This window comes from Streptomyces sp. NPDC058812, assembly GCF_042744565.1.
Lineage (GTDB): Bacteria > Actinomycetota > Actinomycetes > Streptomycetales > Streptomycetaceae > Streptomyces > Streptomyces thinghirensis.
Genome location: NZ_JBHYOB010000004.1, coordinates 15,306 through 39,519, shown reverse-complemented (window position 1 = coordinate 39,519; position 24,214 = coordinate 15,306). Strand labels below are relative to the sequence as shown.

Annotated in this window: 26 protein-coding genes and 1 riboswitch; of the genes, 16 read left to right on the top strand and 10 right to left on the bottom strand. The window is 72.4% G+C overall.

The window, feature by feature from the left end:
* Positions 1 to 53: 53 nt before the first annotated feature.
* The 4 genes from ACFW48_RS09710 to ACFW48_RS09695 are packed head-to-tail and all read left to right on the top strand — an operon-like array spanning position 54 to position 5,641.
* On the top strand, positions 54 to 1,586 hold the full coding sequence (locus tag ACFW48_RS09710) for a GMC family oxidoreductase (protein ID WP_386312208.1): 1,533 nt from the start codon (positions 54 to 56) through the stop codon (positions 1,584 to 1,586).
* On the top strand, positions 1,583 to 2,740 hold the full coding sequence (locus ACFW48_RS09705; RefSeq protein ID WP_386312205.1) for a glycine betaine/L-proline ABC transporter ATP-binding protein: 1,158 nt from the start codon (positions 1,583 to 1,585) through the stop codon (positions 2,738 to 2,740). The genes ACFW48_RS09710 and ACFW48_RS09705 overlap by 4 nt, the downstream gene beginning before the upstream one ends.
* Entirely contained in the window at positions 2,740 to 4,683 is a 1,944-nt protein-coding gene (locus ACFW48_RS09700; protein WP_386312203.1) for an ABC transporter permease, read from the top strand. Before ACFW48_RS09705 ends, ACFW48_RS09700 begins: the two co-directional genes overlap by 1 nt.
* A gap of 1 nt (position 4,684) precedes the next feature.
* A complete protein-coding gene (locus ACFW48_RS09695; protein ID WP_386312200.1) occupies positions 4,685 to 5,641 on the top strand; it encodes an ABC transporter substrate-binding protein in 957 nt (318 codons plus the stop codon).
* 3 nt (positions 5,642 to 5,644) lie between these two features.
* Here ACFW48_RS09695 and ACFW48_RS09690 read toward each other — a convergent pair whose 3' ends face one another.
* From ACFW48_RS09690 to ACFW48_RS09680, 3 genes are read right to left on the bottom strand one after another with little or no spacing between them, the layout of a single operon-like run.
* A complete protein-coding gene (locus ACFW48_RS09690; RefSeq protein ID WP_386312197.1) occupies positions 5,645 to 6,382 on the bottom strand; it encodes an isocitrate lyase/phosphoenolpyruvate mutase family protein in 738 nt (245 codons plus the stop codon).
* Positions 6,379 to 6,825 (bottom strand): carboxymuconolactone decarboxylase family protein, encoded by a 447-nt coding sequence (locus ACFW48_RS09685; protein WP_386312193.1) that lies wholly within the window; start codon positions 6,823 to 6,825, stop codon positions 6,379 to 6,381. The genes ACFW48_RS09690 and ACFW48_RS09685 overlap by 4 nt, the downstream gene beginning before the upstream one ends.
* The gene (locus ACFW48_RS09680) at positions 6,822 to 7,334 is read right to left on the bottom strand and encodes a carboxymuconolactone decarboxylase family protein (protein WP_386312190.1); all 513 of its coding nucleotides are present in this window, start codon (positions 7,332 to 7,334) and stop codon (positions 6,822 to 6,824) included. Before ACFW48_RS09680 ends, ACFW48_RS09685 begins: the two co-directional genes overlap by 4 nt.
* 47 nt (positions 7,335 to 7,381) lie before the next feature.
* Between ACFW48_RS09680 and ACFW48_RS09675 the strand changes: the two genes are divergently transcribed.
* The 6 genes from ACFW48_RS09675 to ACFW48_RS09650 all read left to right on the top strand — a co-directional run bounded on the left by ACFW48_RS09675 (position 7,382) and on the right by ACFW48_RS09650 (position 13,910).
* Entirely contained in the window at positions 7,382 to 8,770 is a 1,389-nt protein-coding gene (locus ACFW48_RS09675) for a PLP-dependent aminotransferase family protein (RefSeq protein ID WP_386312188.1), read from the top strand.
* A 78-nt stretch (positions 8,771 to 8,848) separates the two neighbouring features.
* Positions 8,849 to 9,220 carry a hypothetical protein gene (locus tag ACFW48_RS09670; RefSeq protein WP_386312185.1) on the top strand — a complete coding sequence of 124 codons (372 nt, stop codon included), beginning with the start codon at positions 8,849 to 8,851 and terminating at the stop codon, positions 9,218 to 9,220.
* Positions 9,221 to 9,228: 8 nt separating this feature from the next.
* The gene (locus ACFW48_RS09665) at positions 9,229 to 10,413 is read left to right on the top strand and encodes a glutathionylspermidine synthase family protein (protein WP_386312183.1); all 1,185 of its coding nucleotides are present in this window, start codon (positions 9,229 to 9,231) and stop codon (positions 10,411 to 10,413) included.
* Positions 10,414 to 10,472: 59 nt separating this feature from the next.
* Positions 10,473 to 10,559, top strand: a riboswitch (ZMP/ZTP riboswitch).
* Between the two features lie 29 nt (positions 10,560 to 10,588).
* On the top strand, positions 10,589 to 12,034 hold the full coding sequence (locus tag ACFW48_RS09660) for a glycine hydroxymethyltransferase (RefSeq protein WP_386312180.1): 1,446 nt from the start codon (positions 10,589 to 10,591) through the stop codon (positions 12,032 to 12,034).
* A gap of 99 nt (positions 12,035 to 12,133) precedes the next feature.
* Positions 12,134 to 13,147: a tryptophan--tRNA ligase gene (gene trpS / locus ACFW48_RS09655; RefSeq protein WP_383559046.1), complete on the top strand. Its 1,014-nt coding sequence runs from the start codon at positions 12,134 to 12,136 to the stop codon at positions 13,145 to 13,147.
* Between the two features lie 184 nt (positions 13,148 to 13,331).
* A complete protein-coding gene (locus tag ACFW48_RS09650) occupies positions 13,332 to 13,910 on the top strand; it encodes a 2'-5' RNA ligase family protein (RefSeq protein ID WP_386312175.1) in 579 nt (192 codons plus the stop codon).
* Positions 13,911 to 13,925: 15 nt separating this feature from the next.
* Here ACFW48_RS09650 and ACFW48_RS09645 read toward each other — a convergent pair whose 3' ends face one another.
* Positions 13,926 to 14,681, bottom strand: coding sequence for a decaprenylphospho-beta-D-erythro-pentofuranosid-2-ulose 2-reductase (locus ACFW48_RS09645; protein ID WP_337304184.1), 756 nt, complete (start codon positions 14,679 to 14,681; stop codon positions 13,926 to 13,928).
* Between the two features lie 8 nt (positions 14,682 to 14,689).
* The gene (locus tag ACFW48_RS09640; protein WP_386312172.1) at positions 14,690 to 16,039 is read right to left on the bottom strand and encodes an FAD-binding protein; all 1,350 of its coding nucleotides are present in this window, start codon (positions 16,037 to 16,039) and stop codon (positions 14,690 to 14,692) included.
* A 133-nt stretch (positions 16,040 to 16,172) separates the two neighbouring features.
* Between ACFW48_RS09640 and ACFW48_RS09635 the strand changes: the two genes are divergently transcribed.
* The 4 genes from ACFW48_RS09635 to ACFW48_RS09620 are packed head-to-tail and all read left to right on the top strand — an operon-like array spanning position 16,173 to position 19,054.
* Positions 16,173 to 16,682 carry a phosphatase PAP2 family protein gene (locus ACFW48_RS09635; RefSeq protein WP_386312170.1) on the top strand — a complete coding sequence of 170 codons (510 nt, stop codon included), beginning with the start codon at positions 16,173 to 16,175 and terminating at the stop codon, positions 16,680 to 16,682.
* Positions 16,675 to 17,625, top strand: a complete 951-nt coding sequence (locus ACFW48_RS09630; RefSeq protein ID WP_386312167.1) for a decaprenyl-phosphate phosphoribosyltransferase — start codon at positions 16,675 to 16,677, stop codon at positions 17,623 to 17,625. The genes ACFW48_RS09635 and ACFW48_RS09630 overlap by 8 nt, the downstream gene beginning before the upstream one ends.
* Positions 17,619 to 18,104, top strand: a complete 486-nt coding sequence (locus ACFW48_RS09625) for a GtrA family protein (protein ID WP_386312165.1) — start codon at positions 17,619 to 17,621, stop codon at positions 18,102 to 18,104. The genes ACFW48_RS09630 and ACFW48_RS09625 overlap by 7 nt, the downstream gene beginning before the upstream one ends.
* Entirely contained in the window at positions 18,092 to 19,054 is a 963-nt protein-coding gene (locus tag ACFW48_RS09620; RefSeq protein ID WP_386312162.1) for a YihY/virulence factor BrkB family protein, read from the top strand. The genes ACFW48_RS09625 and ACFW48_RS09620 overlap by 13 nt, the downstream gene beginning before the upstream one ends.
* Here ACFW48_RS09620 and ACFW48_RS09615 read toward each other — a convergent pair.
* The gene (locus ACFW48_RS09615; protein ID WP_386312159.1) at positions 19,002 to 20,294 is read right to left on the bottom strand and encodes a D-alanyl-D-alanine carboxypeptidase family protein; all 1,293 of its coding nucleotides are present in this window, start codon (positions 20,292 to 20,294) and stop codon (positions 19,002 to 19,004) included. The two genes, ACFW48_RS09620 and ACFW48_RS09615, sit on opposite strands and share 53 nt — an antisense overlap.
* A gap of 91 nt (positions 20,295 to 20,385) precedes the next feature.
* On the opposite strand from ACFW48_RS09615, the gene ACFW48_RS09610 reads away from it, so the two are divergent.
* On the top strand, positions 20,386 to 20,625 hold the full coding sequence (locus ACFW48_RS09610; protein ID WP_055418236.1) for an SCO4848 family membrane protein: 240 nt from the start codon (positions 20,386 to 20,388) through the stop codon (positions 20,623 to 20,625).
* Positions 20,626 to 20,661: 36 nt separating this feature from the next.
* Positions 20,662 to 21,993 (top strand): metallophosphoesterase, encoded by a 1,332-nt coding sequence (locus ACFW48_RS09605; protein ID WP_386312156.1) that lies wholly within the window; start codon positions 20,662 to 20,664, stop codon positions 21,991 to 21,993.
* On the opposite strand, the gene ACFW48_RS09600 is transcribed toward ACFW48_RS09605, so the two are convergent.
* From ACFW48_RS09600 to ACFW48_RS09585, 4 genes are all read right to left on the bottom strand, one after another.
* On the bottom strand, positions 21,990 to 22,778 hold the full coding sequence (locus ACFW48_RS09600; protein ID WP_386312154.1) for a TetR/AcrR family transcriptional regulator: 789 nt from the start codon (positions 22,776 to 22,778) through the stop codon (positions 21,990 to 21,992). The two genes, ACFW48_RS09605 and ACFW48_RS09600, sit on opposite strands and share 4 nt — an antisense overlap.
* Positions 22,779 to 22,789: 11 nt before the next feature.
* Positions 22,790 to 23,275, bottom strand: coding sequence for a thiol-disulfide oxidoreductase DCC family protein (locus ACFW48_RS09595; protein WP_386312152.1), 486 nt, complete (start codon positions 23,273 to 23,275; stop codon positions 22,790 to 22,792).
* A gap of 4 nt (positions 23,276 to 23,279) precedes the next feature.
* Positions 23,280 to 23,687 carry a hypothetical protein gene (locus ACFW48_RS09590; RefSeq protein WP_386312150.1) on the bottom strand — a complete coding sequence of 136 codons (408 nt, stop codon included), beginning with the start codon at positions 23,685 to 23,687 and terminating at the stop codon, positions 23,280 to 23,282.
* A gap of 102 nt (positions 23,688 to 23,789) precedes the next feature.
* Positions 23,790 to 24,200 carry a VOC family protein gene (locus tag ACFW48_RS09585; protein WP_386312147.1) on the bottom strand — a complete coding sequence of 137 codons (411 nt, stop codon included), beginning with the start codon at positions 24,198 to 24,200 and terminating at the stop codon, positions 23,790 to 23,792.
* Positions 24,201 to 24,214 lie beyond the last annotated feature (14 nt).

Sequence of the window (24,214 nt, the reverse complement as noted above, 5' to 3'; positions counted from 1 at the left end):
TTCACCGCACGCCCCGCCCAGCTTCTCGTCCGCTCACCCTCTGGAGTACCCCCATGCCCGAGACCTCCCACGTCTACGACTACGTCGTCATAGGCGGCGGCACCGCGGGATCGGTGATCGCCTCCCGCCTCACCGAGAACCCTGACGTCACCGTCGCCGTCATCGAGGGCGGCCCCAGCGACGTGGGCCGCGACGACGTGCTGACCCTGCGCCGCTGGATGGGCCTGCTCGGCGGCGAGCTGGACTACGACTACCCGACCACCGAGCAGCCACGCGGCAACTCGCACATCCGGCACAGCCGCGCCCGCGTGCTCGGCGGCTGTTCCTCGCACAACACCCTCATCGCCTTCAAGCCGCTGCCCTCCGACTGGGACGAGTGGGAGGCGGCCGGCGCCAAGGGCTGGGGCGCGGTGCCGATGGAGGCGTACTATGCGCGGCTGAAGAACAACATCGTCCCGGTCGACGAGAAGGACCGGAACGCCATCGCCCGCGACTTCGTCGACTCCGCGCAGAAGGCCCTGGAGGTCCCCCGCGTCGAGGGCTTCAACAAGAAGCCGTTCGCCGAGGGAGTCGGCTTCTTCGACCTCGCCTACCACCCCGAGAACAACAAGCGCTCCTCGGCTTCGGTGGCGTACCTGCACCCGGTGATGGACGAGCGGCCCAACCTCACGATCATGCTGGAGACCTGGGCGTACAAGCTCCAGCTCGACGGCAACCGCGCCGAGGGCGTCCACGTGCGCACCAAGGACGGCGAGGAGATCCTCGTCAAGGCACGGGGTGAGGTGGTGCTGTGCGCCGGCGCCGTCGACTCGCCGCGCCTGCTGATGCACTCCGGCATCGGGCCCCGCGAGGACCTGGAAGCACTGGGCATACCCGTGGCGCTCGACCTGCCCGGCGTCGGCGAGAACCTGCTCGACCACCCCGAGTCGGTGATCGTGTGGGAGACCAACGGCCCCATCCCGGACAACTCCGCGATGGACTCCGACGCCGGTCTGTTCGTGCGCCGCGACCCCGAACACGCGGGCCCCGACCTGATGTTCCACTTCTACCAGATCCCGTTCACGGACAACCCGGAGCGCCTCGGCTACGAGCGCCCGGAGTTCGGCGTCTCGATGACCCCGAACATCCCCAAGCCGAGGTCCCGCGGCCGCCTCTACCTGACCAGCGCCGACCCGTCCGTGAAGCCCGCCCTGGACTTCCGCTACTTCACCGACGAGGACGACTACGACGGCCGCACCCTCGTCGACGGCATCAGGATCGCCCGAGAGGTCGCCAAGGCCGAGCCGCTGGCCGGCTGGCTCAAGCGCGAGGTCTGCCCCGGCCCGGACGTCACCGGCGACGAGGAGCTGAGCGAGTACGCCCGCAAGGTCGCCCACACCGTCTACCACCCGGCGGGCACCTGCAAGATGGGCGCCGCCACCGACGAGCGGGCCGTCGTCGACCCCGAGCTGCGCGTCCGCGGCCTGGAGGGCATCCGCATCGCCGACGCCTCCGTCTTCCCGACCATGCCCGCCGTGAACCCGATGATCGGCGTCCTCATGGTCGGAGAACGCGCCGTCGAGCTGATCGGTGGTGACGCCCGATGAGTACCACCACCAGCGCCAGTACGCCGCCGGGTACCGACGAGTCCACCGCTCCCGTCTTCTCCGTGGACGGTCTGTGGAAGGTCTTCGGCCCCAAGGCCGCCCGGATCCCCGCCGACCCCGAGCTGACCGCCCTGAGCCCGGCCGAGCTGCGCTCGCGCACCGGCTGCACGGCCGCCGTCGCGGACGTCTCCTTCGACGTGCGCAAGGGCGAGGTCTTCGTCGTCATGGGCCTGTCCGGCTCCGGCAAGTCCACCCTCGTACGCTGCCTGACCCGGCTGATCGAGCCGACCGCCGGCTCCATCGCCATCGACGGCGAGGACGTCCGCGCCATGGACAAGTCCAGGCTGCGCGAACTGCGCCGCCACCGCGCCGCGATGGTCTTCCAGCACTTCGGCCTGCTCCCGCACCGCACGGTCCTCGACAACGTGGCCTACGGCTTGGAGGTCCAGGGCATGGGCCGCGCCGAGCGCCGCGAGCGCGCCGCCGCCATCGTCGCCAAGGTCGGCCTGGAGGGCCTGGAGCACCGGCGTCCCGGCCAGCTCTCCGGCGGCCAGCGTCAGCGCGTCGGCCTCGCCCGCGCCCTCGCCGTCGACCCCGAGGTGCTGCTCTTCGACGAGCCGTTCAGCGCGCTCGACCCGCTGATCCGGCGGGACATGCAGGAGGAGGTCGTCCGGCTGCACCGCGAGGAGGGCCGCACGATGGTCTTCATCACCCACGACCTCCAGGAAGCCCTCAAGCTCGGCGACCGCATCGCCCTGATGCGCGACGGCCGCGTCGTGCAGCTCGGCACGCCCGAGGAGATCGTCGGCTCGCCCGCCGACGACTACGTCCGCGAGTTCGTCCGCGACGTCCCGCGCGAGCAGGTCCTCACCGTCCGTACGGCCATGCGCCCCGCGTCCTCGGCCGACGAGGCCGGCACCGGCCCGGCACTCCGGCCCGACGCCACCGTGTCGGAGGCCATCGAGGCCGTCGCCCGGGCGGGCTCCCCGGCCCGCGTGATGGACGACGGCCGCTGCGTCGGGGTGGTCGACGCGGACGCACTGCTGGCAGTGGTAGCGGGCACGGCTGACGCGGCCGCCGCCGCAGCGGCGGCACCGGCCCAGCGCCGCGAGCCGACCACCCCGCCCCCCGCCACCAGCGAGGAGCCGGTCTAGTGGCAACGATCACCGCACCGGCCCAAAAGCCCGCCCCGCCAGGCATCCTCACCCACCCAGCCGTACGCAAGCTCCTGGTACTGGCGGTCGCCGCCGCCGTCCTCGTCCCCCTCGCCGTAACCCAGTGGGGCGGCACCACCTGGCCGACCGCCCTCACCGTCGACGTCTCCGAGCCGCTCGGCAAGGCCAGCGACTGGATCATCGACAACCGCGACAGCCACCCGCTGTTCCTCTACTTCTTCGGCCACGTCAGCAACGTCGTCGTCATCGCCGTACGCGCCGTGTACCTCGCCCTCCTCGCCGTCGGCTGGGCCGGGGTCACCGCGATCGGCGCCCTGGTCGCCTGGCGGGTGGCCGGCGTGAAGCTGGCCCTCGGCACCGCGGCCGCGTTCCTGGCGTGCGGGCTGCTCGGCATGTGGGTGCCGACGATGCAGACCCTCGCGCTCATGGTCGTCGCCGTGCTCGCGTCGGTCGTCGTCGGCGCCCTGCTCGGCCTGGCCGCCGGTCTCTCCGACCGGATGGACCGCGTCCTGCGCCCGGTGCTCGACACCATGCAGGTGCTGCCCGCCTTCGCCTACCTCCTCCCCGTCGTCCTGGTCTTCGGCATCGGCGTCCCCGCCGCCGTCCTGGCCACCGTCGTCTACGCCGCCCCGCCCATGGCCCGGCTCACCGCCCTCGGCCTGCGCGGCGCCGACAAGGAGGTGCTGGAGGCCGTCGAGTCCCTCGGCACCACCGCCCGCCAGCGGCTGCTGACCGCCCGCGTCCCGCTGGCCCGCAAGGAACTCCTCCTCGGCGTCAACCAGACGATCATGATGGCGCTCTCCATGGCCGTCATCGCCTCCGTCATCGGCGCCGGCGGCCTCGGCGACCGCGTCTACCAGGCGCTCGCCTCGGTCGACGTGGGCGCGGCCCTCGCGGCCGGCATCCCGATCGTGCTGCTCGCCGTCGTCCTGGACCGCGTGACCGGCGCGGCGGGGGAGCGGCTCGGGGAGTCCGGGAAGTCCCCGCTGAACTGGCTGTACGCCCTGGCCGCCGCCGCGGCCGTCGCGGTCGCCGGGCGGACCGCCGGGTTCCTGGAGTGGCCCGACGCGTGGGAGGTGGACATCGCCGAGACCGTCAACCGGGCCGTCGACTGGATGACCGCCCACCTGTACTCCGGCGTGCCCGTCATCGGCGGCACCGCCGACTGGGCCGCCCACTTCACCAGTTGGGTCCTCAACCCGCTCCGCGACGGCCTCCAGTGGCTGCCCTGGTGGTCCGTGCTGCTGATCGTCGCCGCCCTCGCCTGGCTGATCGGCACCTGGCGCACCGCGCTCACCGCCGTCCTCGCCATGGCCGCGATCGGCGTGCTCGGCGTGTGGAACCCGTCCCTGGACACGCTCTCGCAGGTCCTCGCCGCCGTCGCCGTGACCCTGGTCATCGGCTTCGCGACGGGCATCGCCGCCGCCCGCAGCGACCGCTTCGAGCGCGCGCTGCGGCCCGTCCTGGACGTCTTCCAGACGATGCCGCAGTTCGTGTACCTGATCCCGGTCGTCGCCCTCTTCGGCGTGGGCCGCGCGCCCGCCGCGGCCGCAGCGGTCGTCTACGCCCTCCCGGCCGTCGTCCGCATCACCGCCCAGGGCCTGCGTCAGGTCGACCCGGCCGCCCTGGAGTCGGCCCGCTCGCTCGGCGCCACCAGCGGGCAGCAACTGCGCCAGGTCCAGCTCCCGCTGGCCCGCCGGTCCCTGCTGCTCGCCGTCAACCAGGGCGTCGTCCTCGTCCTCGCCGTCGTCATCATCGGCGGCCTGGTCGGCGGTGGCGCGCTCGGCTACCAGGTCGTCTTCGGCCTGGCCCAGGGCGACCTGGCGACCGGCCTGGTGGCCGGCGCGGCGATCGTCTGCCTGGGCCTGATGCTCGACCGGGTCACCCAGCCGACCGAACGCCGTACGAAGAAGGGAGCCTGACATGCGGATGCGTACGACCTCCGCCCTCGCGGGCGTGGCCGCGCTGACGCTGCTCACCGGCTGCGGCGCCGCCGACATGACCAAGCAGGCGTCCCCGTACGCGGGCGCCCAGGGCGCCAAGACGGTGACCCTGTCCGTGCAGTCCTGGGTCGGCGCCCAGGCCAACGTGGCCGTCGCCCAGTACCTCCTGGAGCACGAGCTGGGCTACCGCGTCGACACCGTCCAGGTCGACGAGGTCCCCGCCTGGGACGCGCTCAGCCAGGGCCGGGTGGACGCCATCCTGGAGGACTGGGGCCACCCCGAGCAGGAACAGCGCTACGTCGAGGACAAGAAGACCATCGCCCCCGGCGGCGACCTCGGCGTCACCGGGCACATCGGCTGGTTCGTCCCGACGTACTTCGCGAAGAAGCACCCGGACGTGACGGACTGGAAGAACCTCGACAAGTACGCCGAGCTGATGCGCACCGCGGAGAGCGGCGACAAGGGCCAGCTGATGGACGGTTCCCCGTCCTACGTCACCAACGACAAGGCCCTGGTCAAGAATCTCGACCTGGACTACAAGGTCGTCTTCGCCGGCTCCGAGGCCGCCCAGATCACCCAGATCAAGCAGTTCGCCAAGGAGAAGAAGCCCTTCCTGACCTACTGGTACACCCCCCAGTGGCTCTTCGAGAAGGTTCCGATGACCGAGGTGAAGCTGCCCCCCTACAAGGAGGGCTGCGACGCCGACCCGGCGAAGGTCGACTGCGCCTACCCGGTCACCCCGCTGCAGAAGTACCTCAACGCCGGCTTCGCCAAGGACGGCGGCAAGGCGGCGGAGTTCCTCAAGAACTTCAAGTGGACGACCGAGGACCAGAACCAGGTCTCCCTGATGATCGCCGAGCAGAAGATGCGGCCGGAGGAGGCGGCGAAGAAGTGGGTGGACAGCCACGAGTCCGTCTGGAAGCAGTGGCTGCCCTGACCCTCACTCCGTCGGTTCCGTCGGTTCCGTCAGTTCGGCCGCGATCTCCCGCAGGGCCCGCGCCGCGCGTCGCTGGAGGCCCGGCCCGAACGTGATCCGGGTGGCCCCGAGTCCGCCGAGTTCGGCGGGCGAGGGGCCCTGGCCGGGCACCGCGCCCACGTTGACCGGTCCCTGGATCCCGGCCCGCAGCAGCGGCAGTACGCCGGGCGGGGCGAAGATCGGGTACACGCAGTCGGCGCCCGCGGCGACGTACCGCGCGGCCCGCTCGATCGTCGCGCCCGGGTCGTCGACACCGTGGAGGAACGTGTCGATGCGGGCGTTGACGAACAGCCGGTCCCCGGCCGCCGCCCGCACCTCGGCAAGCCACTCCGCGTGCTCCCGCGGCTCCTTGAGCGCCCCGTTCGCGGAGTCCTCCAGGTTGCAGCCCACGGCGCCCGCCTCCAGCAGCCGCTCCACCAGCTCCTTCGGCGCCAGTCCGTACCCGTCCTCGACGTCCGCCGACACGGGCACGTCCACGGCCCGCGCGATCCGCGCCACCGCCGCGAACATCTCGTCGGCCGGGGTCGCCCCGTCCTCGTACCCGAGGGAGGCCGCGACCCCCGCACTGGGCGTCGCGAGCGCCGGGAACCCGGCCTCCGCGAACACCCGGGCGCTCGCCGCGTCCCAGGGCCCGGGCAGGACGAGGGGGGCACCGGGGACACGGCCGTGGTGCAGGGCGCGGAAGCGGTCGGCCTCGGTCACCACTGCGTGCTCCCCGGGGGAATCCGCCGGCCGACCATCAGCCGGTTCCAGCTGTTGATGGCGGTGATCAGCGCGAGCAGATGGGCCAGCCCGGCGGCGTCGAAGTGCCGGGCGGCCTCCTCGTACACCTCGGCCGGCACGAAACCCTCGGTCAGGACCGTGACCGCCTCGGTGAGCGCCAGCGCGGCCCGCTCCCGAGCGTCGAAGACCCCCTCGGCCTCCTCCCACGCGGCGAGCAGATCGAGCTGCCGTTCACCGACCCCCTCCTTGCGCGCGATGCCCAGATGCATGTCCAGGCAGAACGCGCAGTGGTTGAGCTGCGAGGCACGGATCTGCACCAGCTCCGCGAGGGCCGGATCGCCGAGGCCCCGCTTGGCGGCGGCGCTCATCGCCCCCAGCGCCGAGCGCACCCCGTCGTCCAGACGGGTCGTACGGGCCGTCATCCGTGCTGCCCCGGCGTGTAGTGACCCGGCGTCATCCGGCACGTCACGCCGAAGCGGTTCCAGGCGTTGATCACCGTGATCGCGGCGATCAGCTGCGCCAGCTCCGGCTCCTCGAAGTGCGCGGCGGCCTTCTCGTAGACCGCGTCGGGCACGAAGCCGTCGGTCAGGACCGTCACCGCCTCGGTCAGCTCGATCGCCGCCAGCTCCTTCTCCGTGTAGAAGTGCCGCGACTCCTCCCACGCGCTCAGCTGCACGATCCGTTCCACACTCTCGCCGGCCGCGAGCGCGTCCTTGGAGTGCATGTCGATGCAGAGGGCGCAGTGGTTGATCTGGGAGGCGCGGATCTTCACCAGCTCGTACAGCGTCGGGTCCAGCCCCCGCTTGGCCGCGCTGTCGAGCCGGATCATCGCCTTGTAGACCTCGGGAGCGTGCTTGGCCCACTCCAGGCGGGGCGCCTCCTCGGGGGCGAAGGAGCCGGGGGCGGCGGTGGTGTTCTCGTTCGTCGTCATGGTCTTGAGCCTAGAAGCGAAGCAGCCCAGGAGTATGGTCCATTTCCATGGGGAAACCATGGGCCAATTTCGGCGTCGACCTGCACCTGGACCGCTCCGGCCCCGGCCTGCGCCGCGGCCTCACCGACGCCCTGCGCGAGGCCGTCCGCGGCGGCCGGCTGGCGCCCGGCACCCGGCTGCCCTCCTCGCGCTCGCTCGCCGCCGACCTGGGCGTGGCCCGCAACACGGTGGCCGACGTCTACGCCGACCTGGTCGCCGAGGGCTGGCTCGCCGCCCGCCAGGGCTCCGGCACCCGGGTCGCCGACCGGACGCCCGCCACCCCCGCCCGGCGCCCGGCACCGCACCGGCGTGAACCGGGCAGGCCCGCCTACGACCTCGTCCCCGGTACTCCCGAACTCGCGTCCTTCCCCCGCGCCCAGTGGCTGAAGGCGGCCCGCCGCGCCCTGACCGCCGCCCCCGACCGGGCCCTCGGCTACGGCGACCCGCGCGGCCGGATCGAACTGCGCACCGCCCTCGCCGGCTACCTCTCCCGCGCCCGCGGCGTGCGCGCCGACCCCGACCGGATCGTCGTCTGCGCCGGCTTCCTCGGCGGCCTCGGTGTGCTCGCCGACCTGCTGCGCCACAGGGGAGCGCGCTCCGTGGCGGTCGAGTCCTACGGCCTGCCCCACCACCGACGGCTGCTCCGGCGCGCGGGCTGCGACACGCCCCCGCTGCCCTTCGACGACCGCGGCACCCGCCCCCTCGACGACCCGGCCGCCGCCCGGGCCGTCCTGCTGACCCCCTCCCACCAGTTCCCCCTGGGCCTGCCCCTGCTCCCCGAGCGCCGCACGGCACTGATCGACTGGGCCCGCCGCACCGGCGGTCTGGTCCTGGAGGACGACTACGACGGCGAGTTCCGCTACGACCGCCAGCCCGTCGGCGCCCTCCAGGGCCTGGACCCCGACCGCGTCGTCTATCTGGGCACCGCCAGCAAGTCCCTCGCCCCCGGCCTGCGCCTGGGCTGGCTGGTGCTGCCGTCATCGCTGGTCGAGGAGGCCATGGACGGCATGGCGGGCCGTACCCCGGGCGTCCTGGACCAGCTGACCCTCGCGGAGTTCCTGGGCTCCGGCGACTACGACCGGCACGTCCGGGCCGCCCGCCTGCGCTACCGGCGCCGCCGTGACGCGCTGGTCGCCGCCCTCGCCGAGCGGGCCCCCGACGTGCGCGTCACCGGCATCGCGGCCGGACTGCACGCTGTCCTCCAACTGCCGCCCGGCACCGAGCAGCAGGCCGTCAGGGCCGCCGCCTGGCACGGCCTCGCCGTCCACGGCCTGTCCACGTTCCGCCACCCGGACGCGGCCGTCTCCCCGCTGGACGCCCTCGTCGTCGGCTACGGCACCCCGCCCGACCACGCCTGGGCGGGGGCCCTGGACGCGCTGTGCCGGGCGCTGCCGTAGAGTCCACCCGCGGCACGGGCCGTACACTCGATCGGCCCAACTGTCGTACAGCGGCGTGGACAACGGGGAGACAAGGAAATGGCAGAGACCCGGCGACGGCTGCGGTCGAGCACCGTGGTGCTCGGCGGCATGGGAGTGCTCGCGGCGGCCCTGAGCGCGTGCGGATCGGACCCCGACCGCCGCTGCGTGGACCGCGACAGCTACGACTACATCAACGGCTACAAGGTCGTCGCCGACAAGAACTGCAAGTCGGGCTCGTCCGGCGGTTCGTACGGCAAGGGTGGCAAGGGCGGCAAGAAGAAGCCCGGCTCGTCCAAGGTGTCCGACGCCGACTGGTACTACGACGCGGACGTCAGCAACGGCTGGGCCGACTACGGCACCTTCAGCCGCGACGAGGCCGTCGACCGCGGCGGCTTCGGCTGCTCCGGCTCCGGCAGCGGCGGCGGCTGAGGCCGGCCGTGGAACGCCGCACCACCGAGCCGCGCCCGGGCTGGCAGCAGACGGTGGAGGAACAGGGGTGCATCTACCCCCTGACCCGCTACCCCGACGACTCCCTGCGCCCCTACTGGGACGAGAGCGCCTACTACGTCTTCTCCCTCCCGGAGGTCGAGGCGCTGGAGGAGGTCGTCGAGGAACTCCACCGCATGTGCCTGGCGGCGGCCGAGCACATCGTCACCGCCGGCCGCTTCGCCGACCTCGGCATGACCGACCCGCGGGTGGTCCGGGCGGTCACCGAGGCCTGGCACCGCCGTGCCGAACTCCCCTCCGTCTACGCCCGCTTCGACCTGCGTTACGACGGCACGGGGCCCGCCAAGCTCCTGGAGTACAACGCGGACACCCCGACCTCCCTCGTCGAGGCCGCGTCCCCGCAGTGGTTCTGGATGGAGGAGAGCTTCCCCGGCGCCGACCAGTGGAACAGCCTCCACGAGCGCCTCATCGACGCCTGGAAGAAGCAGGCCGCCCTCCTCCCGCCCGGCAGCCCGCTGTACTTCGCGAACTCCGAGGCCGACGAGCTGGGCGAGGACCTCATGACGGTCGCCTACCTCAAGGAGACCGCCGAGCAGGCCGGCCTGGAGACCGAGTGGATCTCCATGGAGGAGATCGGCTGGGACCGCCTGTCCGGCCGCTTCGTCGACGGCAAGCTCCGCTTCATCCGCAGCATCTTCAAGCTCTATCCCTGGGAGTGGCTCACCACCGACCGCTTCGCCGACCACGTCCTGGACACCCTCGACAACGGCGGCGGCACCGGCACCACCCTCTGGATCGAGCCCGCCTGGAAGATGCTGCTCAGCAACAAGGCACTGCTGGCGATCCTCTGGGAGCTGTACCCGGACCACCCCAACCTCCTCCCCGCCTACCTGGACGGCCCCCGCGAGCTGGCCCACACCACCGGCTACGTCGCCAAGCCCCTCCTGGGCCGCGAGGGCGCCGGCGTCACCATCCACCGCCCCGGCACAAAAGCGCCCCCGCGCACCGACCTCTGCTGCTACCAGGAACTGGCCCCCCTGCCCGACTTCGACGGCAACCGCGTCGTCCTGGGCGCGTGGGTCGTGGAGAACGAGTCCGCGGGCCTGGGCATCCGCGAGTCGTCGGGCCTGGTGACGGACGAGTACGCCCGCTTCCTGCCCCACGTGATCCTCTGAGGACCGTCGCTCGCATGGTGGACGCCGGGGCCCGGCACTCCGTGCCGCCCGGTAGGCTGCGCGTGGGCCGTGACTGGCGCGCTGGGATGGACAACCATCGGGGAGCGGTCCGAAGAAGACGAGCGCCGTGCGCCTGGGCCGACCCGAACGCCGACCGCACCGTCCGGAGGTCCCCATGCCCGCAGATCTCACCCCCGAGTCCACCGCCTACCGCGCCGCGCTCGACGTCATCCGCACCGTCGAGCCCCGCGTCGCCGACGCCATCGGCCAGGAGGTCGCCGACCAGCGCGAGATGCTCAAGCTGATCGCCTCGGAGAACTACGCCTCCCCGGCCACGCTCCTGACCATGGGCAACTGGTTCAGCGACAAGTACGCCGAGGGCACCATCGGCCGCCGCTTCTACGCCGGCTGCCGCAACGTCGACACCGTCGAGTCCCTCGCCGCCGAGCACGCGCGCGAGCTGTTCGGCGCCCGCCACGCCTACGTTCAGCCGCACTCCGGCATCGACGCCAACCTCGTCGCCTTCTGGGCCGTCCTCGGCGCCCGCGTCGAGGTGCCCTTCCTGGAGAAGACCGGCGTCCGCCAGGTCAACGACCTGACCGACGCCGACTGGGCCGAGCTGCGCCGCGCCTTCGGCAACCAGCGCATGCTCGGCATGTCCCTGGACGCCGGCGGCCACCTCACCCACGGCTTCCGTCCGAACATCTCCGGCAAGATGTTCGACCAGCGCTCCTACGGCACCGACCCGGCGACCGGCCTCATCGACTACGAGGCCCTGCGCGCCTCGGCCCGCGAGTTCAAGCCGCTGATCATCGTCGCCGGTTACTCCGCCTACCCCCGCCTGGTGAACTTCCGGATCATGCGCGAGATCGCCGACGAGGTCGGCGCGACCCTCATGGTCGACATGGCGCACTTCGCGGGTCTTGTCGCGGGCAAGGTGCTCACCGGCGACTTCGACCCGGTCCCGCACGCCCAGATCGTCACGACGACCACCCACAAGTCGCTGCGCGGCCCGCGCGGCGGCATGGTCCTGTGCGACGACTCCCTCAAGGACCAGGTCGACCGCGGCTGCCCGATGGTCCTCGGCGGCCCGCTCCCGCACGTCATGGCCGCCAAGGCCGTCGCCCTCGCCGAGGCCCGGCAGCCCGCGTTCCAGGACTACGCCCAGCGCATCGTCGACAACTCGCGAGCCCTCGCCGAGGGCCTGATGCGGCGCGGCGCCACCCTGGTCACCGGCGGCACGGACAACCACCTGAACCTGATCGACGTGGCGTCCTCCTACGGCCTCACCGGCCGCCAGGCCGAGGCCGCCCTCCTCGACTCCGGCATCGTCACCAACCGCAACGCCATCCCGGCCGACCCCAACGGCGCCTGGTACACCTCCGGCATCCGCATCGGCACCCCGGCGCTCACCACCCGCGGCCTGGGCACGGCGGAGATGGACGAGGTGGCCGGCCTCATCGACCGCGTCCTCACCACCACCGAGGCGGGCACCACCAAGTCGGGCGCCCCCTCGAAGGCCGCGCACGTCCTCGACGCCAAGATCGCGGACGAGATCTCCCACCGCGCGACGGACCTGGTGGCGGGCTTCCCGCTCTATCCGGAGATCGACCTGGGCTGAAGCGCTCCGTAAGGGGCGCGGGGAACTGCGCGACCACCCACAGCGGTCCCGCAGTTCCCCGCGACAGCACCACCCGAGCTCTCTGAGAGAATGGTGCGCATGGCGAATGACCGACCTCGTGTGCTCTCCGGAATCCAGCCCACCGCAGGCTCGTTCCACCTCGGCAACTACCTCGGCGCCGTCCGCCAGTGGGTGGCCCTCCAGGAGTCCCACGACGCGTTCTACATGGTCGTCGACCTGCACGCGATCACGGTCCCGCAGGACCCGAAGGAGCTGCGCGCCAACACCCGGCTCGCCGCGGCCCAGCTGCTGGCCGCCGGACTCGACCCGGACCGCTGCACGCTCTTCGTCCAGAGCCACGTCCCCGAGCACGCCCAGCTCGCCTGGATCATGAACTGCCTCACCGGCTTCGGCGAGGCGAGCCGCATGACCCAGTTCAAGGACAAGTCCGCGAAGCAGGGCGCCGACCGCGCCTCCGTCGGCCTGTTCACGTACCCGGTCCTCCAGGTCGCGGACATCCTGCTCTACCAGGCGAACGAGGTGCCGGTCGGCGAGGACCAGCGCCAGCACATCGAGCTGACCCGCGACCTGGCCGAGCGCTTCAACGGCCGCTTCGGCGAGGCCTTCACCGTCCCTTCCGCGTACATCCTCAAGGAGACGGCGAAGATCTACGACCTTCAGGACCCGACCGCCAAGATGAGCAAGTCGGCGGCCACCCCCAAGGGTCTGATCAACCTGCTCGACGAGCCGAAGGCCACGGCGAAGAAGGTGAAGAGCGCCGTCACGGACACCGACACCGTGATCCGCTTCGACCGAGAGCACAAGCCCGGCGTCAGCAACCTGCTCACGATCTACTCCACCCTCACCGGTGCGGCGATCCCGGAACTCGAGCAGAAGTACGAGGGCAAGGGCTACGGCGCGCTGAAGACGGACCTCGCCGAGGTCGTGGTGGAGTTCGTCACGCCCTTCCGGGAGCGCACCCAGCAGTACCTGGACGACCCGGAGACCCTCGACGCGATCCTGGCCAAGGGCGCGGAGAAGGCACGGGCCGTCGCCGCGGAGACCCTCGCCCGGGCGTACGACATGCTGGGCCTGCTTCCCGCCAAACACTGACCGGGGCACCGCCCCGACCACCGCCCCAGCACCGCTCGCGCCCCGGCACGCCGCCGTAGCGCTGCACATCACTCCGGTTGCGCCTGCCCCGGGCACGGTCGTGGCCGTACAGTCGATAACCGGGTGTCCGACTCAGCGACATACCACGAGTGACACGTAACGACACGTAACGACAGGAGACGACGTGGGGACCGTAACGATCGGCGTGTCGATCGCGGTCCCGGAGCCCCACGGCAGCAAGCTCCAGCAGCTGCGCGCGGGCTTCGGCGACGCCGCCGCTCACGGCATCCCCACGCACGTCACCCTGCTGCCGCCGACCGAGGTCGACGGCGCCGCGCTGCCCGCGATCGAGGCGCACCTGGCGGAGGTGGCGGCGCGCGGCCGGCCCTTCCCGATGCGGCTGTCGGGCACCGGGACCTTCCGCCCGCTGTCGCCCGTGGTCTTCGTCCAGGTGGTCGAGGGCGCCGCGGCCTGCTCCTGGCTGCAGAAGCGGGTCCGCGACAGCTCCGGGCCGGTGCCGCGTGAACTGCAGTTCCCGTACCACCCGCACGTCACCGTGGCGCACGGCATCGAGGAAGCGGCGATGGACCGCGCCTACGACGAGCTGTCCGACTACGAGGCCCAGTGGGCCTGCACCGGCTTCGCGCTCTACGAGCAGGGCGCCGACGGGGTGTGGCGCAAGCTGCGCGAGTTCCCCTTCGGCAGCACCACCGTGCCCCCGCAGGCCGGACGCGTGGAGAGCGGCTCCCTGCCCGCCCGGTAGGCCCGCTCCGCGGCTCTACACCGGCAGCCGCCGGAACACTCCCCGCGGCAGATGCCGCAGCGCCGACATCACCACGCGCAGGGCGCCCGGCACCCATACCGTCTCCGAGCGCCGCCGCAGCCCCAGCTCGATGGCCGTGGCGACCGCCTCGGGAGTCGTGGCGAGCGGCGCCTCCTCCATCCCCGCGGTCATCCGCGACCGCACGAACCCGGGGCGTACGACCATGACGTGCACGCCCGTGCCGTGCAGCGCGTCGCCGAGGCCCTGCGCGAAGGCGTCCAGGCCGGCCTTGCTGGAGCCGTAGATGAAGTTGGCGCGGCGGGCCCGCTCGCCGGCCACGGAGGAGAGCACCACCAGGGAGCCGTGGCCCTGCGCCTGGAGCGCGCGGGCGCTCACCAGCCCGGCCGAGACCGCGCCGGTGTAGTTGGTCTGCGCGACCCGCACGGCGTTCAGCGGCTCACGCTCGTCGTGCGCCTGGTCGCCCAGGACGCCGAAGGCCAGCAGCACCAGGTCGATGTCGCCCTCGGCGAAGACCTTGCCGAGCGCCGCCTCGTGGGACTCGGGGTCGAGCGCGTCGAAGGCGACGGTGCGCACCTCGGCGCCGAGGCCGCGCAGCTGCTCGGCCGCCGCGTCCAGGGCGGGGGAGGGGCGGCCGGCCAGCCACACGGTACGGGTGCGGCGGGCGACCAGACGGCGCGCGGTGGCGAGCGCGATCTCGGACGTACCGCCGAGGACGAGAAGGGACTGGGGGAGGCCGAAGGCGTCCTTCACGACAGCTCCTAGAGGGTGAGTCGGCGGGAGAGATCGGAGGTGAAGACCCCGCGCGGGTCCAGCTCCGCGCGCAGCGCGCGGAAGTCGTCCAGGCGCGGGTACATCGCGGCGAGCAGCTCCGGCCGCAGCCGGGAGTCCTTGGCGAGGTAGACCCGGCCGCCGGCCTTCGCGACCTCCTCGTCGAGGCCGTCGAGGAAGGTGCCGAGCCCCGGCAGACCCGCCGGGATGTCCAGGGCGAGGGTCCAGCCGGGCACGGGGAACGAGAGCCAGCCCGGGTCGGCCTCCCCGAAGCGCTTGAGGACGGCCAGGAACGACGGGCAGCGCTGGGCGGAGATGCGTCCCACGACCCGGCGCAGGGCGTCCTCCCGGCCGTGGCCGACGACGAACTGGTACTGCACGAAGCCGCCGCGGCCGTAGATCCGGTTCCAGTGCGGGACGCCGTCCAGGGGGTGGAAGAAGGCGGAGATCCGCTGGAGTTCGCCCCTGCGCAGGCGGGGGGCCTTGCGGTACCAGAGTTCGTTGAAGAGTCCGACCGTGGCCCGGCTGAGCAGGCCCTCCGGGACGAGGTCGGGGGCGGCCGGGAGACGGGAGGTACGGAAGGCCAGCGGCTCGCGCCGAGCCCGGTCGGGCAGCGCCTCCAGGGGCGCGTGGTCGCCGCGGGTGAGCACCGCCCGGCCGGTCGCCGCGCCGCGGGCCAGCAGGTCGATCCAGGCGACCGAGTACCGGTAGCGGTGGTCGGTGGCCGTCAGGCGGGCCATGAGGTCGTCGAGGTCGTCGGCGCGCTCGGTGTCGACCGACATCAGTGACGTCTCGACCGGCTGGAGCCGCACGGTCGCGGTGAGGATCACCCCGGTCAGGCCCATGCCGCCGGCGGTCGCGTCGAACAGGGGCGTGCCCCGGTCCACGGTACGGACCCGGCCGTCGGCGGTGAGCAGCTCGAAGGAGAGCACGTGCCGCGCGAAGGACCCGGACACGTGGTGGTTCTTGCCGTGGATGTCCGCGCCGATCGCCCCGCCGACCGTCACGTAGCGGGTGCCGGGGGTCACCGGCACGAACCAGCCGAGCGGCAGCAGCACCTCCATCAGCCGGTGCAGGGAGATTCCCGCGTCGCAGAGCACGGTGCCGCCGTCGACGTCGATGGCGTGGACGCGGTCCAGGGCCGTCATGTCGAGCACGTCGCCGCCGGCGTTCTGCGCCGCGTCTCCGTACGCCCGCCCCAGACCCCGCGGGATGCCGCCGCGGACGCCGCAGTCGCGGACGGCGTCGGCGGCCTCCTGGAACGTGCGCGGGCGGATCACGCGGGCGACGGTGGGCGCCGTGCGGCCCCAGCCGGTGACGGGAACGGTGTCGGCAGACATGCCGGTGACCGTATCGCCCTCATGTGAACGATTAGTCCCAGAACATCTCAGTGGTCCCCGAAACGGGTGATTAATGGTATGTCGCTCGATATTGCCGGACTTACCGCGCAGTTGGCGTGAACAGTGAGTCCACATGGACGACCTCGACGACATGGACCACCGGATCGTCACGGCGCTCAGAGCCCGCGGCACGGACCCGCGCGTGGCCGGTGCCGCGCGTGCCCTGTCCTGGGCCGGGGAGCACGGAGCGCTGTGGCTCGCGGCGGGCCTCGCCGGAGCCGCCGTGGACGGCACCCGCCGCGCGGCCTGGCTGCGCGGCACCGCGCTCACGGCGGGCGCCCACCTCGCCAGCATGGGCGTGAAGCGGGTCGTACGCCGTCCCCGTCCCGCGCACGTCGTACCCCTGGTGCGCACGGCCGGCCGGCACTCCTTCCCCAGCTCCCACGCCACCTCGGCCACGGCGGCCGCCGTGGCCTTCGGCGCGCTCGGCGTCCACGCCGCCTGGCCGCTCGCCGCCGCGGTGTGCGTCTCCCGGCTGGTCGTCGGCGTCCACTACCCCTCCGACATCGCGGCGGGCGCCGCCCTGGGCGCGCTCACCGCCCGGCTCGGCACCGACTGGATGCGCGGAGGCACCCGTGACTGACACGGCCGTCCTGCGGCAACGCGCCCCCGAACAGCAGCAGGAACCCGCGCCGCGCCGCAGGGCGGGCATCCCGGCGGGGCTGCTGCGGACCGCACGCCCCCGCCAGTGGATCAAGAACGTCCTGGTCGTCGCGGCTCCGGCCGCCGCCGGCGAACTGCTCTCCTGGCACACCCTGACCCGGCTCGCCCTGGTCTTCGTCCTGTTCACCGCCTGCGCCGCCGCCGTCTACCTCGTCAACGACGCCCGCGACGCCGAGGCCGACCGCGCCCACCCGGTCAAACGGCACCGCCCGGTCGCCGCCGGACAGGTCCCGGTGCCCGTCGCCTACGCCGTCGGGGGCGCCCTGGGCGTCCTCGCGCCCGTCGTCGCGGCCTTCCTCTGCCCGCCGGCCGTCGCGGCCCTGCTGACCGCCTACCTCGCCATGCAACTGGCGTACTGCATCAGCCTCAAGCACGTCCTGGTCGTCGACCTGGCCGTCGTCACCACCGGCTTCCTGATGCGGGCGATGATCGGCGGACTCGCGCTCGGCATCCCTCTGTCCCGCTGGTTCCTCATCACGACCGGCTTCGGCGCGCTGTTCATGGTCTCCGCCAAGCGCTACTCCGAAGCCGTCCAGATGGCCGAAAAAGCGGGTGCCACGCGTGCGTTGCTCACCGAGTACACCACCGGCTACCTCCGCTTCGTCTGGCAGCTCGCGGCCGGCGTCGCCGTCCTCGGCTACTGCCTGTGGGCCATGGAGGAGGGCGGCGTCCCGCACACGAGCGTGCTGCCCTGGCGCCAGCTGTCCATGGTCGCCTTCATCCTCGCCGTCCTGCGCTACGCCGTCTTCGCCGACCGCGGCACCGCCGGCGAACCCGAGGACGTCGTCCTGCGCGACCGGGCGCTCGCGCTGATCGGCGTGGTCTGGGTGGCGATGTACGGCCTGGCGGTGGCCAATTGGTAGGCGGCCATCCGGCGGGCGCCCGGCGCGAGCTGCTGGGCTTCGTCTCCGTCGGCCTCCTCGCCTACGCCGTCGATCTCGGCCTCTTCATCTGGCTGCGCGGCCCGGCCGGACTCGACCCGCTCACCGCCAAGGCCCTGTCCTTCGTCGCCGGCTGCTCGGTCGCCTACGCGGGCAACGCGCTCGGCACCTACCGGCACACCCGCCCGCAGGGCCTGCGCCCGTACGCCGTGTTCTTCGCGGTGAACGCCGCCGGTGCCGCCGTACAGCTGCTGTGCCTGGCCGTCAGCCACTACGGCCTCGGCCTCACCTCGCAGCGCGCCGACACGGTCTCCGGCGCGGGAATCGGCATGGTCCTGGCCACCATCCTGCGTTTCTGGGGCACAAGAACACTGGTCTTCCGTACCGGGGCAGGAACCGGTGACACGACGGGATCATGGACCCGGGCGAGCGGGGGCAGAGTCGGATCATGGACTGGCTGAAGAAGCTCCCCGTGGTCGGGCCGTGGCTGGCCCGGCTGATGACCACGCACGCGTGGCGCTCGTACGAGCGGCTGGACCGGGTGAAGTGGACGCGGCTGGCCGCCGCCATGACCTTCACCAGCTTCGTCGCGCTCTTCCCGCTGCTCAGCCTGGCCGCCGCCATCGCCGCCGCCACGCTCAGCAAGGACCAGCAGGACCAGCTCCAGGACAAGATCGCCGAGCAGATCCCCGGCATCTCCGACCAGCTGAACATCCAGAGCCTGATCGACAACGCGGGCACCGTCGGCCTCATCGCCGGAGCCCTGCTGCTCTTCATCGGCATCGGCTGGGTCGACGCCACCCGGGGCTGCCTGCGCGCCGTCTGGGAGCTGCCCGAGGAGGAGGAGAACCCCGTCCTGCACCGGGTCAAGGACGCGGGCGTCCTCGTCGGTCTCGGCGGCGCCCTCCTGGTCACCGTCGCCATCTCCACCGTCGCCTCGGCGCTGGTCGGCTGGATCATCCGACAGCTGGGCCTCGACGGCGGCTTCGGCGGGGTGCTGCTCTACGCCGCCGCGTTCGCCGTCGCTGTATTCGCCGACTTCCTGCTGCTCCTGTACGTGCTGACCCTGCTCCCCGGCGTCCAGCCCGCGCGCCGCCGCCTGGTGGTGGCGGCGCTGATCGGCGCGATCGGCTTCGAGCTGCTGAAGCTGCTGCTGAGCGGCTACATGCAGGGCGTCGCCGCGAAGAGCATGTACGGCGCCTTCGGCGTCCCCGTCGCCCTGCTGCTGTGGATCAACTTCACCTCGAAGCTGGTGCTGTTCAGCGCCTCCTGGACGGCGACGGGAAGCAAGGAGCGGGAAGTCGAGGGGGAGGAGGCGGGGCCGGACGGGCGGGAGCAGGACGGGAAGGGACAGGGCGTCACGGGCGCGTCCGGCGGCGGACCAGGTCCGGCAGGGGCCACTTCCGGTTGATCAGGAACGCGCCGCCCGCGAGCAGGACCAGCAGCCCGGCGGTGATGCCGGCCGCGACACCGACGCCGCCGGCGCCGTCCGCGGCCGGGGCGCCGGCCACCGGCTGGGTGCCCGCGGCGCCCTTCCCGGTGCCGCCGGCCTCCGCGGAGGTGCTCGAACCCGGCTGCGGGCTCTCCTGGGCGGCGCTCTTCGGTGGCACCAGCTCGCCCACCGGCTCCACCTTGCCGGCCGCCTTGAAGCCCCAGTCGAACAGGCGGGAGGTCTCCTTGTAGACCTCGTTGTGCTCGTCCTTCGCCGGGTTCATGACCGTGACGAGCAGCACCTTGCCGCCCTGTTCGGCGACGCCCGTGAAGGTGTAGCCCGCGTTTGTGGTGTAGCCGTTCTTCACGCCCGCGATGCCCGGGTAGACGCCGACGTCCGAGTCGCCGGCGAGCAGCCGGTTGGTGTTCTGGATCTCGAAGGGCTTGCGGGACGTCTTGCCCTTCTTGTCCTTCTTCGTCTCGCCCGGGAACTTCGCGCTGACCGTCGAGGCGTACTCGCGGAAGTCCTTCTTCTGCAGCCCCGAGCGGGCGAACAGCGTCAGGTCGTACGCCGAGGAGACCTGCTTCGGCGCGTCGTAGCCGTCGGGGCTGACGACGGTCGTGTCGAGGGCCTGCAGTTCCTCGGCGTGCTCGTTCATGTCCTTGACGGTCTCGTCGACACCGCCGTTCATCGCCGACAGCACGTGCACGGCGTCGTTGCCGGAGCGCAGGAAGACACCGAGCCACAGGTCGTGGACGGTGTACGTCTCGTCCTCCTTGACGCCGACCATGCTGGAGCCGGCGCCGATGCCCGCGAGATCCGAGGGGGCGACCTTGTGCTTGGTCGTCTTCGGCCACTTCGGCAGCAGTGTGTCGGCGAACAGCATCTTCAGCGTGCTCGCCGGGGCCAGCCGCCAGTGCGCGTTGTGCGCGGCGAGCACGTCGCCGGACTCGGCGTCGGCCACGATCCACGAACGGGCGGTGAGGTCCTTCGGCAGCACGGGCGCCCCGCCCGCCAGATCCACCTGTGTCCCCGGCTTCCCGAGCCGCGCGCCGCCCACGGTCGACATCGACGCGGGCGGAGTGGCCGACGGGCTCGCCGAAGAACTCGCCGAAGGGCTCGGGGAGGCGAGTGCGGCGGGCGGGAGGAGAGCGAGAGCGGTCAGGGCGGCGGAGGCGACCGTCAGGGATCGCCTGACGGCCTTCTTGGGTGCGGGCACGAGCGAGAACGTACCTCCCGGGCGGGGCGCGGCCCCACCCCCCTCCCCACCCCGCGCACGGATCCGGACACCCGGCGGCGATACTGGAGGCATGAAGCTCAGCCGCCCCGTCTCCTGGTTCCTGCTCGCTTTCGGGGTGTGGAGCTGGATCATCTGGATCACTTTCGTCAAAAATCTGATCAAGGACAGCAGCGGGCTCGCGTTCGAGGACGGCGACCCCACGGCGTACTTCTGGGTGCACCTGCTGCTCGCCGTCGTCTCCTTCGTATTGGGGACGGTCGTCGGGGTCATCGGGTTGCGTGGAGTGCGCGCACTGCGCCGAAGGTCATAGGCGTCACGGACGCCGCAACCGAGGGGATACGACGGCATGGTGGTCGTCTTCGCGCTTGTCGCGCTGGCAGTGGTGAGCGTCCTCGTGGCGTCCAACTGGTACGTGTGGCGGCGCCTGTTCCGTGACACGACCCGGGGCCCCGGCCCCGTGCGCCGTATCGGCGCGGTGGTGATCGCCGGGGGCTGGGTGCTGGCCGTCGGCGCGCTGGTCGCCGAGCGCGCGGGCGCCCCCTTCTGGCTCCAGCAGGTCCTGGCCTGGCCGGGCTTCCTGTGGCTGGCGCTGTCGATCTACCTGCTGCTGGCGGTGCTGGCCGGCGAGGTCGTACGGCCGCTGCTGCTGCGGTTCCTGGAGCGGCGGGCGGCCGCGCGGCAGGCGGAGTCGGAGCCGCTGAGGTCCCCGGTCGCGGACACGGAGCGCATACCGGCCGGAACGGCACCGCCCAAGACACCCAAGGCACCCGAGGCACCCGAGGCACCCGAGGCACCTGGGGCGCCGGCCCCCGACGCCGCGGCCGGCGGTCCGCCCGAGAGCCCTCTCGCCCTCCCCTCCCGCCGCCTCTTCGTCTCCCGCGTCGTCGCCGGTGCCGCCGCCGCGGCGGCCGTAGGGACGGTCGGCTACGGGACGTACGGCGTGCTGAACGGCCCGACGGTGAAGCGGGTCACCGTGCCGCTGGCCAAGCTCCCCCGCGCGGCGCACGGTTTCCGCATCGCCGTCGTCAGCGACGTCCACCTCGGCCCGGTGCTCGGCCGGGGTTTCGCGCAGAAGGTCGTCGACACGATCAACTCCACGCAGCCCGACCTCATCGCCGTGGTCGGCGACCTGGTGGACGGCAGCGTGAAGGACCTCGGCCCGGCGGCGGCTCCGCTGGCCCAGCTCCGGGCCCGGCACGGCGCGTACTTCGTCACCGGCAACCACGAGTACTTCTCCGGCGCCGAGCAGTGGGTCGCCGAGGTGCGGCGGCTCGGCCTGCTCCCGCTGGAGAACGCCCGCACCGAGCTGCCCCACTTCGACCTCGCGGGCGTCAACGACATCTCGGGCGAGAACGACGGCCAGGGCCCGGACTACGCGAAGGCCCTCGGCGACCGGGACCGGGCCCGCGCGTGCGTGCTCCTCGCCCACCAGCCGGTGCAGATCCACGACGCCGTCGACCACGGCGTCGACCTCCAGCTCTCCGGCCACACCCACGGCGGCCAGCTCTGGCCCGGCAACCTCGTCGCGGGTGCCGCCAACCCGACGCTGGCGGGCCTGGAACGCTACGGCGACACCCAGCTCTACGTCAGCCGCGGCGCGGGCGCCTGGGGCCCGCCCACACGCGTGGGGGCGGAGTCGGACATCACGGTGATCGAGCTGGCCTCGCTGAAGGCCTAGGACCCGCGCCGCCGGCCCTCCTCGGGGGCGTCCTCGGGGGCGACCTCGGGGGGCGCCGCCTTCTTCGCCGGGTCCGGGAGCGCCTTGGTCATCCCGGGCAGGAAGTCCGTGAACAGTTCGTGCACCTCGCGCACCAGCGGGCGCAGCACCCGGAAGCGGGCCAGGACGACACCCCGCGCGGTGAGCCGGGCGCCGCGTTCGGCGAGGCGGTAGCTCCGCTCGCGGCCCTCCGTGCGGTCGAAGATCCAGTACAGGACGAGGCCCATCTGGGAGAGCCACATCAACTCGGGCAGGATGTCCCGCAGTTCCGCGGGCACCTTGGTCTTCGTACCGGCCAGCACCGAGCGGTGGACGCTGATGGCCTCCACGCGCGCGTGCTCCGACTCCGGGGAGAAGGGGCTGAGCGGGCTGTCCGGGTCGGCCGCGTTCTTGAAGAACTGCACCGCGAACTCGTGGTACGGCGTCGCGATGTCCAGCCAGACCTTCAGTACGCCCGCCAGCCGCGCCTCCAGGTCGGTCTCCCGTGCCAGCACCTCCCGGACCGCTGCCTGGTGCTCGGCGGCGATCCGGTCGTAGAAGCCCTGGATCAGGTGCTCCTTGCCGGCGAAGTAGTAGTACGCGTTGCCGACGGAGACCCCGGCCTCCTGGGCGATGGCCCGCATGGTCGTCCGGTCGTAACCGCGTTCCTGGAAGAGCCGCATGGCCGTCTCCAGGATCAGCGCGCGGGTCTGCTCGGACTTGCTGAGGGGGGCTCCGTCATCGGGGCCGTCGTTCTTCGCAGGCACAGGACGAGAGCCTAACGAGTGGCGCAGGTGCCGTCGTCGCAGCCGGGTCCGATGTACATCCACCCGAGGCCCGGCTCGTAGGCCCACCCGTCGGCGCGGCGGTACCCGTTGCCGCCCCATTGCCGCTGCCCGCCCCGCCACTTGGCGGCGGCCAGGACGGCCCCACGGGCCAGCCACGCCCCGGTGGGCGTGCTGAGCCGGTGGGCGAGCGCGCGGTGCTCGCGCAGCGCCCACAGGACGACGATCCAGGCGGCGGCGCCCCGGAAGACCTGCCCGGCGTCCCCGACCACGGTGACCTCGTCAAGGGTGACGGAGTGATCGAGGCCGGGAAAACGCCGGCGCGCCTCCTCCGACCCGGCCGGGACCATCTCCAGCGGCACCAGCCGCGGCTGCCGCAGCAGCCAGTCCCGCACGTGCGTGCACAGGGAGCACTCGGCGTCGTAGAGGACGGTGAGCCGGCGCACGGGGGCGCCGGCCGTCGCGGGAGCGGACGCCATCGGCTCAGGCCCCGGCCGTGGGAGCCATCCAGCCCTGCGGCTGGACCGGCGGCACCTGCTCCCGCTCCATCATCCCGCGCCGCCGGATCCTGTTGAGCACGTACACGTTGCCCAGGTGCATCACGCCGAGCACCAGCAGCACGACGCCCAGCTTGGTCGACAGGGCCTCGAAGATCCCGCGGGTGTCGGCGATGGTCTCGTCACCGCTCAGATAGAGGGCGACGAAGCCGAGGTTGACGAGGTAGAAGCCGACCACAAGGAGGTGGTTGACGGCTTCCGCGAGCTTCTCGTTGCCGTGCAGCACGTCGGCGAGGAAGACCCGGCCGTTGCGGCTGAGCGTGCGGGCCACCCAGATGGTCAGGCCGATGCTGACCAGCAGGTAGATGACGTAGGCGATGACGGTGCGGTCCATGCCCCACCCCTTCTTGAACGCGTTCAAAACGCTGACAGGGAAGACTGTAGACCTGCTTTTGAACGTGTTCAACTCGCGGGGGGAGTGGTCCGCGTCACCCGACTACGGTCGGCGGCCGAGCTCCGGACGCTTGGAGTAGTCCGTGAGCCCGATGACGTTGCCCCACGGGTCGGCGAACTCGACGGTCCAGCCGGTGGCGACGGAGAAGGGTTCGTCCAGCGGCGCCACTCCGGCGTCGCGCAGCGCCCGGGCGGCCGTGCGGGCGTCCGCCACCTCCAGCCACACCCGCGCGGACGGCCACGGCGGAGGCCGCTGCCCGAACTCCTCCTCCGCCCGCAGGAGGATGCCCGGCGTCTCACCCCCGGCCTTCAGCAGTGCGATGCCGGCCTCGTCGAGCCGGAAGGCGACCGGGAAGCCGGCCCGCTCGTAGAAGTCGACGGCCGCACCGAGGTCCCCGACGGGCAGCAGCACGTTGTCGAACCCGAGCAGTTCGTACGACTGGTCATCTGACATGGCGTCAGGGTAGG